The following is a 13,150-nucleotide window of genomic DNA, read 5'->3' on the forward strand; positions in this document are numbered from 1 at the left end:
GTTATAAACTTGCTTTTTAGGTGGGTGATTTTTGTGATAGTAGTAAGTGGCTTCATTAACGCCGACGATCCGCAATACTACTGCTGCTGGGTACCCCCGGGCAATCCATTTGTCGGCTATTAGTACTCTGTCTGAAAGCCCGGGTTTTTCTTTTTTATCAGATCCCTCAGTATGGCGATTTCAAGGTCTTTTTCGCCAAGTATTTTTTTAAGTTTATCGTTTTCTTTTTCCAACTGCTTAAACTCTTGGTTTGAGGGTATATAAACAGCTGTTTTCTTAGCTTTGCCGCTTGTATGTTGCCATGCTGTATGCTTTGACAAGTTAATCCAGCGGTAAAGGGTCTTTGGGCTTATTTCGTGGCGCTTGGCTACTTGCAAGACGTTTCCGATTTCCTCAGCTTCTTGGATGAGTTGATCCTTAAATTCTTTTGGATATCTTTTACCTTTCATGCTTATCCCCTTCCCGTTTTAAAGTTTATATCATTTGGGGATAAGACTCAAATTCCTTAAAGGGGCTAAATAGATTTTATCTTTACCTATTTTATTATTGCTAAATTTTGAACCATATTTTATTTATATTTGGTCTCTACTATTCTTAATAGGACCATCTGCAATGAATGCGTGTGTAAAGGTATCAGCTGAAGAAGTTGACTATCGTGAGGTTGATTCTTTTTCCTATGTTACTTTTGGACTGTCGTGGTGTATCGGGCTACTTATCATCATGTTACCCTATCTGAGTCTGTTTGAATTAATTGGTGGCACACCAAATGATTATAGATTAGCATGGGTTTCTAGAGTAAGCTATTTTACATTGGGACTAAGCCTAATTTTGTTAAACAGGGTTACTCTATATCAGATTTGGAGGTATAAAAACAGCAAAAAAACTTATTAGTACTTTTTAGTGTTTCGTTGAGTGTTGCTTTAGTGATGGACAAAGAATTAAGAAAGTACTAACATGATAAAAATATCTTAGATTTAAATTTTGTGATAATATTTTACCTAGTTAATAATAATCATTCTATTTTAAATTAATATTTTTTTATTATTTTGTTGTATTAGGAGAGATATTGTGATTTTTGATTTGGAGGAAAGCACTATGGCGGAAATGGAAAAATTACAAGTAAGTTACAATAAGACATTGAAACTATCCAATGTTGTAATCAAGGAACTCATTCCGAAGGATATGGAGAATTATTTTAGAACAGTTGAATTGATGGAGAATTATATTAAATCCAAAGGTGCGCAACCCATCGGTCCTCTTATTCAATATACTGCAGTTGATATTGATGAAGGAGGAGTGCCAAACATATTGAGTAAACTCATGAGACAAACGAATAATTTTATACATAAGGTAGAAGCACCCTATTTAATGGAACCGGTTATACGTGTTCCGAACTGCCTCTATGTTAGATTTACCGCTGAAGAGAAAAACCTAAAGTTTGCTTATGACAAATTAAATTTGATCTCTTTTGAGGAAGACATTACATTGGCAGGGGACAGTTATACAATATTTGTAGATAAAAATGAGGATATGCTGGTGGCTGATATATTTATGGAGAAAGCATATAGTGAGTAAACAAATTAAAACCTTGCAAGATCTTAGAGACAGTAGGATTTTATATGAAAAGGATTTGCCTTACTTTGGTTACATGATTATTTTAGTGTTGACATTTTTACTAATTATCCTTGCTGTGTGGATGTGTAAGACACCTAAAATGTACATCGTGAAAGGAAATGGTCTAGTATACAGCACCAACAAGAACTATATCATGTCGTCTTACAGTGGAGAAATCAAGGAGATCAATATCAAGGAAGGTGCTTATGTCGAGAAAGGAACCGCTTTGCTTACGGTGGCAAGTATTGATTTGGACTTGCAGAAGGAGCAAGTAGATAAGCAGATTGTAACCTACAAGGATCAGATTGCACAATATGAAAAGTTATTAAGATGTTTAAGGGATAACACAAATTATTTTGATTCGATGAATATGCAGGATGACTTTTATAGAAGTAAATATGAAGCCTATGAAAGCAAGCGAAAACAGTTAAATTTTAATGCCGATGAATATAAACGGTATGGTTATACAGATGATCAAATCAAGGAGGAATTATTTGGATTAAATATGATCAAATCACATATTTGGAGTATCTTCTAGATGCGTTGGGGGTACGGTTGAGGTAATGGGATGAGAAGGATTTTAGCAAAGGTAATTATAATTTATTTAATATATTACTTATTATTTTGGAATAATGCAGGGTTATATGTTGATGCATTAGAGATAAATGAGATAATGTCGACTTCGCAAGGATCTATTCAAATTATTGATTCAACAGTGAGTGAGTCGGTTTATACTGATCAGAGTGATAATGACGTCCTGACATTAGATATTGTTACAAAGAATAATACATTTAAAATAATAGGAGAAAGCAGTGCTGAAAGCGTTGCAATTACCATTAAAGATAGTAACTTTATAGTTGTTAAGCAAGTAAGTGCAAACGTCATAAGCGGGCGATTTGAATGGAGTGATTCCCTTTCAAATTATATTCCGGGCGAAACCTATAAAACTATAGCTATTGATAACAACGGCAACACGACAAGTCACGCAATAACATTAGAAGATAATTATACATTGAACTTGTCTGTTCTAACAAGCGGTAAAACTTTTACGGTTGCGGGGGAAAGTTCCTGCACAGAAGTAAATATTTCGATTAAAAACAGTAAATTTGTAGAAGTTGAAAATACTATGATTGATGTTAACAATGGAAGGTTTGAGTGGAGTGGTTCAATATCAAGATTCACTCCAGAAGCAAACTATTCCGTAAAAGTTACGGATACCAAAGGACACACCACCAGCGATACGGTTATAATTCCTGTGAAAGATGATATCTATACGTTAACTGTATCTGTATCTACCAAGGACGGAGAACTAAAAATTGTCGGGGAAAGCTCCGCTAAAAGTGTAAAGATCAATATTAAGGATGCCAATCTTAGAGACGTTTTCAAAGGAAGTGAGTCAGTAAAAAACGGAAGATATATTTGGAGTCAGTCGTTGTCTAAATATAAAGAAGATGAGACCTATAAAGTTATCATAACAGATAAAGACGAACATACTGTAACTGAGCAGATGACCATTCCCATTTCAGTAAAAAGCATTGAATTCGGAGACTTTGAAAAAAAGTTGGAGGTTGGTAAATCTCTGTCATTAACGACAACGGTCATGCCGACTAAAGCTCAAGATCAGACAGTTAAATATTTTTCATCCAATGAGAATGTTGCTACTGTAAGTTCTAGCGGAAAAGTCACCAGTCACAGTGCCGGACCAGTGATTATAACAGCTTCTTCCGGGAATGCTAGTGCAGATGCGGAGCTTACTGTTTATATAAAAACTATTAAAATAAAATTAAATGAAAATTTTCTAACTCTATTACCTAATAAGACCTTTCAGATTAGTACTTTAGTGCTTCCTAAAACAGCAGAGCAAAAGTGCACATATACTAGTACAAACGAAAATGTGATAATTGCTGATGCCAGCGGGGTAATTACAGCGAAAAATCCAGGAGTTGCATCTGTAATTGTATCAAACGGAGATGCATCAGAAATCATCACAGCTGTAGTAAACAATGACTCCGATAGAGAATTAGGTGGATCATTATCGAGTTATAGTAATTATAACGCTGAGACGGAAAATATTAAAAATAGTCAGCTAGCGTCTATGATACAAAATAATGCTTCAAAGGAAATAGTTCTCAATAATACAGATTTAAGTTTATTAGATTCTTCTACTTTATGTATGCTAAAAAATGAAAATAAGAATTTGATTATTGAGAAGGGTAAATACCTTATTTTGATTCAAGGGCGAGCAATAGCCAACCCGGCAAACACGTTTTTGTTGGACATACCGATTGAATATGTGGAAGATAACATGAAGTTCGTGGTAAACGATGGTCAACCGCTCCCAGGTAAGATTACGATAAACCTAAGAGACGATGGAGTATTTACGAAAAAATATTTATACTTATACAACCAGAGTAAAAATAAATACGAAAAAATCGATTCCTTTAACGCAGATGATAAGAGCATTTATATAGACAAGGGTGGGACGTATTTATTAACAGAAAAGAAACTGTCTCAATTTCCAATCAATTGGCTTGTGGCGGCTGTAGCCGGAGGCATCTGTGTTGTTTTTGGGTCAGTGTATGTGGTTATTAAGAGGAGATATTGGTTTTATTAAAGAATAGAGAGAATAGAAAGTTATATGATACACCCAAGGAGTCATGTTCATGGACATATCACTGAAATGGTGATAACTATCAAAAGAAAAAGCCCATGATGTCTTGTTGATCAAGGTGACCAATGAGTTTACTTGCTCGATATGCAGAGATGGTATTCATATCGATTGGCCGGATGAAATGGAATTGGATATTGAACTGCAAAAGCTATTTACAAGGATTGATCAAAAGAAAAAAATTTTAGATGCTAACAGACCCCTACCGCCTGAAGTGGTTGAAAACCTGAGAGAATTTTTTCTGGTAATGGACTTATAACAGCAACGCCATTGAGGGCAATACCTACCTTAACGCTACTTGAGACGAAAGTTGTACTTGAAGGCATTACTGTTGGCGGTAAATCCTTACGTGAACATTTTGAGGTTGTAAACCATAAGGAAGCCATTTTATATGTGGAGGAACTAATATCAAACCAAGAACCTTTAACGGAGCATATCATTAAGCAACTGCATTACCTGATATTGAAGAATATTAGAGATAGGGATGCTGGCAAATACCGTGAAGTTAACGTATTTATACCGGCAGTAAACATGTTCCGCCAATGAATAGCCTGGTGCCGCGAATGAGGGAACTTGTTGATTGGTTATATTCGGATGAGGTCGGTGACCTACATCCCATCGAAAGGGATAGATTATGAATGATGCTTATATCATATGGCTTAAGAAAAAACAGAGATATGGCAATATGCAGGCTGATGACCAGGGCTGGTTTAAAAGTCCAGGAAGTATCTGACCTTAATAGCTCTGATGTCGGCATTAAAAACGTAGAGAAAATGTTACTGTAAGGGGCGGCAAAGGCGGTAAATTTAGGATTGTGCCTTTGAATAATGACACTGTTGAATATGACTTTGAATCTGCGGCCCGGACCGTGGAAAAGGCCGGCCTGCCTGCTGAGTTCGCTTTGATTTTAAGGATGGGGATTGGTTGAAAATTTATTATACTGCAATTTTGCAAAAAAAAGCCGGGAGATTACCCGGCTTTTGTGCTTTAGATCTACAATTGGTGAGATTCTGCGAAAAAATGTGTTCCCTTAATAGGGATGAATAGTGTCACCTTTGGCCAGCGCCCGGGCCAGTAAGTAATATGCAGGCCTGATCAGGTTGGTAAGGCTGTATTCACGGTGAGACATAACCCAGGATGTGGCCACCTCGTCCATAGTGCCGAAAATCATCTGGCGGGCCAGTTTGGGGTCTACGTCATCTCTAAAATAGTCACAAATTATGCCTTGTTCGACAATGTCCTCTATAATATTTAAATATTCTTTGAGAGGGCCGGCGATGCCCGAACGTATTGAAGCATCAGACTGCCTGAGTTGAATTTGCAAAACCAGGGCTAAATTCCGGTCCGACTCAAGCCTGTCAAAATGAAGCGCAATCAACTTGGCAAGTTTCTCAAAAGGATTGTGCAGCTTCTTCAGTTCCTGGCGGGCACTGGCAGTAAATTCACCCATTTTAGAGCGGAAAAGTGAAATCAGCACGTCTTCCTTGTTTTTAAAATACAAATATATTGTGCCGTCAGCTACCCCCGCTTCTTTGGCTATTTTGGATACCTGGGAGTTATGGTAGCCATTCTCTGCAATAACCTTGACGGCTGCTTCAATTATGGCTTGGTATTTTTCCCCGGTTCTTTTTGCCATACGCCACCTCCTCCCGTGGTGTTTTTAGAACAAGGCCGCCGGGAGTTTGATGGCCCTTGGTTGCCATCAAACCCCTGTAGTGTACGGCGCTTGGAGGGGTACCATTATTTATACGACGTATTTGCCGGCTTCCAAAACCTTGGCGGCCACCTTCTGGCGAATAGCGATAAGATTAATTGGGGTGTACTTGGCCAGGCGCTTGACTATGCTGAGGTTGGTGCGGAGCATATCCCCGCCGTCAAACATGTAGGCCAGCGCTTGTTTGCCCCAGGCGTCAAGCTTCGGAAACGCATCGTATACGTAAGCCAGAGCCAGTTCAACTTTGGTTTCGGCATTTTCAGGATCGTTTTGAAGCGCTTTTTGGGCCCGCAGCACAGCGCTTTCCATGGCGTAAATTTCAATGGCCATGTTAGCCATGATTTCAATAATTTCCTGCTCTTTGACTATTTTCTGCATATATTTTTGAGCAGCGGTGCCGCCAACCATCAGGCACAGCTTCTTAGCCCGGTCGATCATATCCATTTCGATTTCAAACGGGGCCTCATCACCGGTAGGAGTTTTGGCTCGCAGTGACATTACCTCGCCTGCCAACGCCTGGGCGGCCTGGAGCAGTGGGAGTTGACCCTTCATGCCGCGGCGCAGTAAGGTGGCAGGAATAATCAAGCGGTTTACTTCGTTGGTGCCTTCGAAAATTCTGTTGATCCTGCTGTCGCGGTAGAAGCGTTCAGCCGGAAACTCTTGGGTGTAACCATAGCCGCCATGAATTTGCACACACTCATCGCAAACGTAATCCAAAGTTTCAGAGGCGTGCACCTTGGCAATAGAGCACTCAATGGCGTAGTCTTCAATAGCAGCCCCGATTTCTTTGCCGTCGGATTTATCTTCCAGCACTTCTTCAATTTCGCCCACCAAACGGTAGACCAAACTTTCGGATGCATATGTTTTGGCAGCCATTTGGGCCAGCTTGTTTTTAATCATACCAAATTTAGCAATGGGCAGGCCAAACTGTTGACGCTCCAAAGCGTACTTGGCTGCCACTTCAAGGGCTTTTTTGGAGGAGCCGACGCCGCCGGCACCCAGCTTGTAACGGCCAATGTTAAGAATATTAAAGGCAATAACGTGACCTTTGCCGATTTCCCCCAAAACGTTTTCCACAGGAACCTGGGCGTCCTCAAAAATTAATGAGCAGGTAGAGGAGCCTTTGATGCCCAGTTTCTTTTCTTCAGCGCCTACTGAAAAGCCTGGCGTCCCCTTATCAATAATGAAAGCAGTAAACTTATCGCCGTCAATCTTGGCGTAAGTCACATAAACATCTGCGAAACCGGCATTGGTTATAAAGATTTTTTCCCCATTAAGGAGATAGTATTTGCCGTCCTCTGTAAGAACAGCCTTGGTTTTTGCGCCCAGAGCGTCGGAGCCGGCCATTGGCTCGGTTAGCGCATAGGCGGCAACCAATTCGCCGGTTGCCAGGCCGGGCAGGTATTTTTTCTTTTGTTCCTCGTTGCCGAAAAGTACTATGGGCAGGGAGCCGATACCGGTGTGAGCACCGTGGCTGACTGCAAAGGAACCGCCGGTGGAAACATTTTCTGTGATAATGGCAGCGGCAATTTTGCCCATTTCACCGCCGTCATATTCTTCCGGAATGTCGGCGGACAGAAGGCCCAGTTCTCCTGCCTTTTCCAGTATGGATCTCATTAAACCCTCTTTTTGGTGGTCAAGCTCTTCTACGTTGGGTATAATCTCGTTTTCCACGAAATCAGCGACGGTAGCTGCAATCATCTTATGCTCGTCGGAAAAATCCTCCGGTGTAAAAATCTTATCGGGGTCAATGTTTTCTAAAATAAACATGGCGCCCTTTTGCATTATCGTATTCCCCTTTCATCATTATAAATCATCCGTTACTATATTGAAAAAAATTTTTAAGTTACTTATATCTGGCGCTCCGGTGGTTCCCTCCGTGCGCTGCGCAATTTTCCTTATATCTTTTATAGTTACCTATAGCTAACGCTTACACCAAACAGCCCGGTGAAACTTTACGCCCTTATGGGGTCAAGCTTTGGAGATTTGACGAGCTATAGACCGCATCCAGTGCTACGCTTACTCCGGGAACCACCGGATCACCTTGCATACGGCATCCATTTTTCATCCTTTGATGGTGCCGCTTCAGCGGCATGGCGGTTCGATTCAGGTATTTAGAATTCAGTAGACAGAATCCAGAATATTAAAAAACAGTTTCTTATTCTGACTACTGACTTCTGACTCCTGACTCCTGACTCCTGATTATCAGTCCACCATTTCAAAAACGCCGGCTGCGCCCATGCCGCCGCCGATGCACATGCTGACAACGCCGTAGCGCGCGTTTTGACGTTTCATTTCATAGAGCAGCTGGGTGGTCAGCTTGGCGCCTGTGCAGCCTAGCGGGTGGCCAAGCGCCACGGCTCCGCCGTTAAAGTTAATCTTGGCAGGATCAAGTTCCAGCACTTTGATACAAGCCAGAGCTTGAGCGGCAAACGCTTCGTTAAGTTCGTAGACATCTACTTGATCCTTGGTGATTCCGGCCAGTTTCAAAGCCTTGGGAATAGCTACCGAGGGGCCCATGCCCATAACCTCGGGACCGCAGCCGCCCACGGCATAGGAGCGGAATACCGCCATTGGTTTAAGTCCAAGGGATTCGGCCTTGGCACGGCTCATAATCATAACGGCGGCTGCGCCGTCACTGGTCTGGGAGCTGTTGCCGGCTGTTACGCTGCCGCCTGCTTTAAATACAGGGCGCAGCTTGGCCAGCGTTTCCATGTTGGTTCCCGGCCTTACGCCTTCATCCGTGTCAAAAATGAAGGAACTTTCAACCAATTTACCCTTCTTGAGGGTTTTATGCACGATATTTAAAGGAACGATTTGCTCCTTAAAACGACCTTCTGCAATTGCTCTGGCAGCTTTGGCGTGGCTGCCGACGGAAAACTCATCCTGCATTTCCCTGGTGATGCCGTAGCGTTCGGCAACGTTTTCCGCAGTCATGCCCATGCCCATGTAGGCTTCCGGGCATATTTGCAGCAATTCAGGGTCGGGCATGGTCTTGTTGCCGCCCATGGGCACTGTGCTCATGCTCTCAACACCGCCGCAAACATAAACGTCGGCAAAGCCGGCCATAACCCGGGTGGCCCCCATGGCGATGGTTTCCACGCCGGATGAACAAAAACGGTTTACTGTGGCGCCGGAAACTTCTATCGGCAGTCCGGCTCTTAACACCAGCATGCGGCCGAAATTCATGCCTTGCTCCGCTTCGGGAAAAGCACAGCCGATTAAAACATCTTCTATTTCAACGGGATCGAGGCCGGGCGTTCTTTTTAGCAGTTCCTTTAGCACCTCGGCGCCCATGTATTCCGGGCGGGTGTTTTTCAACTTGCCCCGGGGCGCTTTACCAACTGCGGTTCGTACTGCGCTGACGATTACAGCTTCTTGCATTTTCTTACCCCCCCTTAATTCCTCAGCGGTTTGTTATACTTAAGCATATATCTCATCCGGTCAAGGGTCTTGGGTTCTCCCAGCAGGCTTAAGAAAGCTTCACGTTCAAGATCCAGCAGATCCTGCTCGGTTACTTCAACGCCGGGAGTTACGCCACCGCCGGTTACGATATGGGCTACTTTCTTGGCGATCTTGGCGTCGTGCTCACTTATTTGCTTGCCCCACAGCAGGGTTTGCACGCCCAGTTCGATTGCGGCGTAACCGGCATCTCCCACGGCTTTCATCTTCTTGGGCTGCAGCGGTTTAAATCCGTTGGCGGCCATCTGCAGCACCAGCCGCTTGGCGTCGCCGATAATTCTGTCGCGGTTGGGGCTGACGCTGTCGGTTGCACGCATATAACCGAACTTAATCGCTTCAGCGCCGCTGGTAGCCACCTTGGCCATGGCGATGTTTTCAAAAACGCGGTTGATCATGGGCTGGACCGAATTGACTCCGCCCACGGCTATCTGGCTCTTGGGCGGCATTAATTCCGCGGCCCTGAAAGCGAGCTCTTTACAACCGCCGCCACCCGGTACAAGGCCCACGCCAACTTCAACCAGGCCCATATAGGTTTCGCCGGCGGCGTTAACCTTATGGGAATGCAGGCAAACTTCGCAGCCGCCGCCGACAGTCATGCCGTGTGGTGCGGCGACAACCGGCTTCTTGCAGTATTTAAGGCGCATATTGGCCTTTTGGAACTCGTCTACCATGATGTCCAGTTCATCAAATTCGTCGTCTTCCGCTTCCATCAGGATCAGGAACAGGTTGGCGCCCACGGAGAAATGCTGCCCGTAGTTGCCGATAACCATGCCTTCATAATTTTGTTCAATTTCTTTAACGGCAAAATTCATAATGTTGACAATATCGTCACCGATAGAATTGGCCTTGCTGTGAAATTCCAGGCAGACCACGCCGTCGCCGATGTCAATCAGGCTGGCGCCGCTGTTGGATTTGATGACTTTATTTTGCTCTTTAAGCGGGGTCAGGAAAATAACGCCTTCAGGAATACGCTCCCGGTTGACTTCACTGGTGTTTTGATCAAAGTAGTAGCGCACACCTTCTTTCTGCTCATAAAAGGCGGTGCGGCCGGAAGCCAGCAGATTTTCCACCACTTTGGGCACATCGCCGCCTTCCGCCTTAATGCGGTCGGCTACTTCTTTAACACCCAATAAATCCCAGGCTTCAAACGGGCCGAAATCCCAGTTGAAGCCCCACTTCATAGCGTCGTCTATGGATTGGATATCGTCGGCAATTTCACCCAGCAGGCTGGCGGCATAAACCAGGGCATCCCTGGTAACTGACCAGGCGAATTCCGCAGCTTTATCCTTGCCGGATAACAGGGCCTTCATTTGCTTGGCGGGCTTGCCGGCTTGCTTGGCAGCTTCCAGTGAAGCAAATTTGGGCTTGGCCTTGGGCCTGTATTCCATAGTATTGTAATCAAGAACCAGGACTTCCCGGCCCTTTTCGGTTTTTACCTTTTTATAAAAACCTTGTTTGGTTTTATCGCCCAGCCACTTGTTTTCCAACATTTTCTGCAGGAACGCCGGGGGTTCAAAGACGGCTTTTTCTTTGGGATCGGTGGCTACGTCATAAACGTTTTTGGCCACGTGCAGCATAACGTCCAGCCCTACCATGTCCAACGTGCGGAAGGATGCGCTCTTGGGCCTGCCCATCACGCGCCCGGTCAGTGCATCTACTTCATCAACGCCCAGGCCATATTCCATCATGCCTTTGACGGTGGCGCACATACCGTAAACGCCGATGCGGTTGGCAATAAAGTTGGGCGTATCTTTACAAATAACAACGCCCTTGCCCAGAACCCTTTCGCCAAAGTCACGCATGAATTCCATAATTTCCGGCTGGGTTTCGCTGCAGGGGATAAGTTCAAGCAGTTTCATGTAGCGGGGCGGGTTAAAGAAGTGAGCGCCCAGGAAGTGCTGTTTGAATTCCTGTGACAAACCTTCACACATACTGTTGATGGATATGCCTGAAGTGTTTGAGGCTACAATAGATCCAGGCTTGCGGAATGTTTCGACTTTTTTGAATAAGCTTTGTTTGATATCCAGTCTTTCTACAACAACTTCAATAATCCAGTCGCACTCGGCTAATACGTTCATGTTGTCTTCAAAGTTGCCCGGTGTTAACAGTGCGGCGTTTTCCGGCACGTAGAACGCTGCCGGCCTGGATTTAAGCAGCGCCTGAATGCTGTTTGTGGCAAATTTGTTTCTAACTTGCGGGCTTTCCAGGGTTAAACCCTTTTTTTCCTCATCAGGAGTCAGCTGGTTTGGAATAATGTCCAGCAGGTAGGTGGGGATGCCCACGTTGGCCAGGTGTGCGGCAATGGTTGCACCCATTACGCCTGCGCCAAGTACAGCGGCCTTGTTGATGCTGCGCTTCATCTTCCGGTTCCTCCTTTTACTGCAAAATTTGCTTACTAACTATTTCCCCTATGTATGAGCGGGGTTTACCGGGAAAAGGGTATGATACCCCAAATCCTGTCAAAGTTAATGACTGAACGTTCAGTCAGTTAAGTATAAGATATTGTATTCTTGGGTAAAAATCAATAGGATGGTTTGTTGGTGATTAACCGCTCAACTCGCTGAAGAACCATTCATAAAGAAAAACGACCGTTAAGGGTTGAAAAATAACATTTGGGGGTTATCCAGAATTTTTTAATACTTTACACTTTACTTTACACTTTGGGAATTCGATCCGCCAAATATATGGCCGGAATAGAGGAAAAAAGTATAAAAAAGCGTGCGCTAAGGGAACTGATTTAGCACGCTTTTTTTACTAATAGTGCGTTGGGGGGGATTTTTGGTCTATTTGAGCTACAAATACCAGTATTTGGGCTACCGCATCGTATAATTCAGGGGGGATTTGTGTATCAAATCCCAGCTTATAGAGAGTTTCGGCCAGGGTTGCGTCAACGTAAACGGGTATACCGTGCTCGTCGGCCAATTTACGGATAGCCTCGGCAAGCTCTCCCCGTCCTGCGGCTGTAACACGGGGCACGTCTTCCTGATTCGGGTCATAACGCAGGGCGGCGGCATAACCCCTTAAATCGGGTGTTTTGGCATCAGATTTTTTTGGGTTCATAATCCGTTACCCCATCTCAAACTTTTTGATCCAGCATGACCGGGTTTTTAAGGCCCGACATCAGCTGCTTTATTTGAGGGTCTAGAACGGTACAGCGGAAGATCACTTGCTTAAAGCCGGTTTTCTGCACCTGTTCTTTTAATTCGCCGGAGTGTGCCGCTAAACGTGCGGCAAACTGCTCGCTTTCGGCATGACAGGCAATGTTAATGGCATCTTCTTTGACAGTTAAATAGAAAAACAGACTGCCCATGCTATGGGTGGATAAGCTGAAAACAACGCCTGATTCCTCTGCTGCTGCATTTTGCTCTTTTTTTTGTTCACCTTGCTTCCTTAATACGTAAAACTGGGTTTCAGGATAGAGAGGGGTTTTGAGCGGCAGCGGAAGCAAAAGGGGGTCGCTGGCTTCGTGTCCCCGCGCATGCTGCGCGGGCGCCTCTTGCGCTGTTCCTTTGGTTAAAACTTCTGCGGCTTTGGCTGTCTCTTTAGCCGCAAGTAATTCCCGCGCAATCTGACCTTGTTTTTGGTCTTGCTGTTCGCTTAAAATAATGTTTAACAGTATCGGGATGACACCGGAAATCTGCATAACCAACACCCCGCCGGACTTTATAATCTAAAACCATTGTATCACATTA

Annotated in this window: 13 protein-coding genes; 6 read left to right on the forward strand and 7 right to left on the reverse strand. The window is 44.1% G+C overall.

Annotated features, from left to right (window positions below; all coding sequences use genetic code 11):
- Positions 1 to 119: 119 nt before the first annotated feature.
- Complete coding sequence (locus tag BM056_RS17295; RefSeq protein ID WP_092472742.1) at positions 120 to 449, reverse strand: transposase; 330 nt, start codon at positions 447 to 449, stop codon at positions 120 to 122.
- Positions 450 to 1,095: 646 nt separating this feature from the next.
- On the opposite strand from BM056_RS17295, the gene BM056_RS17300 reads away from it, so the two are divergent.
- From BM056_RS17300 to BM056_RS17325, 6 genes are all read left to right on the forward strand, one after another.
- Positions 1,096 to 1,575, forward strand: coding sequence for a hypothetical protein (locus tag BM056_RS17300; protein WP_092472980.1), 480 nt, complete (start codon positions 1,096 to 1,098; stop codon positions 1,573 to 1,575).
- On the forward strand, positions 1,568 to 2,152 hold the full coding sequence (locus BM056_RS17305) for an HlyD family secretion protein (RefSeq protein WP_165613585.1): 585 nt from the start codon (positions 1,568 to 1,570) through the stop codon (positions 2,150 to 2,152). Before BM056_RS17300 ends, BM056_RS17305 begins: the two co-directional genes overlap by 8 nt.
- Before the next feature lie 30 nt (positions 2,153 to 2,182).
- On the forward strand, positions 2,183 to 4,228 hold the full coding sequence (locus tag BM056_RS17310) for an Ig-like domain-containing protein (protein WP_092472746.1): 2,046 nt from the start codon (positions 2,183 to 2,185) through the stop codon (positions 4,226 to 4,228).
- A gap of 103 nt (positions 4,229 to 4,331) precedes the next feature.
- Positions 4,332 to 4,541 carry a hypothetical protein gene (locus BM056_RS17315; RefSeq protein WP_131820781.1) on the forward strand — a complete coding sequence of 70 codons (210 nt, stop codon included), beginning with the start codon at positions 4,332 to 4,334 and terminating at the stop codon, positions 4,539 to 4,541.
- Between the two features lie 11 nt (positions 4,542 to 4,552).
- The gene (locus tag BM056_RS17320; protein ID WP_092472750.1) at positions 4,553 to 4,828 is read left to right on the forward strand and encodes a Fic family protein; all 276 of its coding nucleotides are present in this window, start codon (positions 4,553 to 4,555) and stop codon (positions 4,826 to 4,828) included.
- Positions 4,829 to 4,920: 92 nt separating this feature from the next.
- The gene (locus BM056_RS17325) at positions 4,921 to 5,067 is read left to right on the forward strand and encodes a hypothetical protein (RefSeq protein WP_165613584.1); all 147 of its coding nucleotides are present in this window, start codon (positions 4,921 to 4,923) and stop codon (positions 5,065 to 5,067) included.
- Positions 5,068 to 5,312: 245 nt separating this feature from the next.
- Here the strand turns inward: BM056_RS17325 and fadR are convergent, their stop codons facing one another.
- The 6 genes from fadR to BM056_RS17355 all read right to left on the reverse strand — a co-directional run bounded on the left by fadR (position 5,313) and on the right by BM056_RS17355 (position 13,101).
- Entirely contained in the window at positions 5,313 to 5,918 is a 606-nt protein-coding gene (gene fadR / locus BM056_RS17330) for a fatty acid metabolism transcriptional regulator FadR (RefSeq protein ID WP_092472752.1), read from the reverse strand.
- 108 nt (positions 5,919 to 6,026) lie between these two features.
- Positions 6,027 to 7,781, reverse strand: coding sequence for an acyl-CoA dehydrogenase FadE (locus BM056_RS17335; RefSeq protein WP_092472754.1), 1,755 nt, complete (start codon positions 7,779 to 7,781; stop codon positions 6,027 to 6,029).
- 420 nt (positions 7,782 to 8,201) lie between these two features.
- A complete protein-coding gene (locus tag BM056_RS17340) occupies positions 8,202 to 9,380 on the reverse strand; it encodes a thiolase family protein (protein WP_092472756.1) in 1,179 nt (392 codons plus the stop codon).
- A gap of 14 nt (positions 9,381 to 9,394) precedes the next feature.
- Positions 9,395 to 11,818, reverse strand: coding sequence for a 3-hydroxyacyl-CoA dehydrogenase/enoyl-CoA hydratase family protein (locus BM056_RS17345; RefSeq protein ID WP_092472758.1), 2,424 nt, complete (start codon positions 11,816 to 11,818; stop codon positions 9,395 to 9,397).
- A 394-nt stretch (positions 11,819 to 12,212) separates the two neighbouring features.
- Positions 12,213 to 12,518 (reverse strand): EscU/YscU/HrcU family type III secretion system export apparatus switch protein, encoded by a 306-nt coding sequence (locus BM056_RS17350; RefSeq protein ID WP_092472760.1) that lies wholly within the window; start codon positions 12,516 to 12,518, stop codon positions 12,213 to 12,215.
- 16 nt (positions 12,519 to 12,534) lie between these two features.
- Positions 12,535 to 13,101, reverse strand: coding sequence for a flagellar hook-length control protein FliK (locus tag BM056_RS17355; protein ID WP_092472762.1), 567 nt, complete (start codon positions 13,099 to 13,101; stop codon positions 12,535 to 12,537).
- Positions 13,102 to 13,150 lie beyond the last annotated feature (49 nt).

It is taken from the genome of Desulfotruncus arcticus DSM 17038 (assembly GCF_900113335.1).
In the GTDB taxonomy this organism is placed as follows: Bacteria; Bacillota; Desulfotomaculia; order Desulfotomaculales; family Desulfallaceae; genus Desulfotruncus; species Desulfotruncus arcticus.

Excerpts from the sequence above, each read along its gene's own strand:
- BM056_RS17325 (WP_165613584.1), top strand. The coding sequence starts at position 4,921 with ATGATGCTTATATCATATGGCTTAAGAAAAAACAGAGATATGGCAATA.
- BM056_RS17355 (WP_092472762.1), bottom strand. The coding sequence starts at position 13,101 with ATGCAGATTTCCGGTGTCATCCCGATACTGTTAAACATTATTTTAAGC.
- BM056_RS17350 (WP_092472760.1), bottom strand. The coding sequence starts at position 12,518 with ATGAACCCAAAAAAATCTGATGCCAAAACACCCGATTTAAGGGGTTAT.
- BM056_RS17345 (WP_092472758.1), bottom strand. The coding sequence starts at position 11,818 with ATGAAGCGCAGCATCAACAAGGCCGCTGTACTTGGCGCAGGCGTAATG.
- BM056_RS17335 (WP_092472754.1), bottom strand. The coding sequence starts at position 7,781 with ATGCAAAAGGGCGCCATGTTTATTTTAGAAAACATTGACCCCGATAAG.
- BM056_RS17300 (WP_092472980.1), top strand. The coding sequence starts at position 1,096 with ATGGCGGAAATGGAAAAATTACAAGTAAGTTACAATAAGACATTGAAA.
- BM056_RS17295 (WP_092472742.1), bottom strand. The coding sequence starts at position 449 with ATGAAAGGTAAAAGATATCCAAAAGAATTTAAGGATCAACTCATCCAA.
- BM056_RS17310 (WP_092472746.1), top strand. The coding sequence starts at position 2,183 with ATGAGAAGGATTTTAGCAAAGGTAATTATAATTTATTTAATATATTAC.
- fadR (WP_092472752.1), bottom strand. The coding sequence starts at position 5,918 with ATGGCAAAAAGAACCGGGGAAAAATACCAAGCCATAATTGAAGCAGCC.
- BM056_RS17340 (WP_092472756.1), bottom strand. The coding sequence starts at position 9,380 with ATGCAAGAAGCTGTAATCGTCAGCGCAGTACGAACCGCAGTTGGTAAA.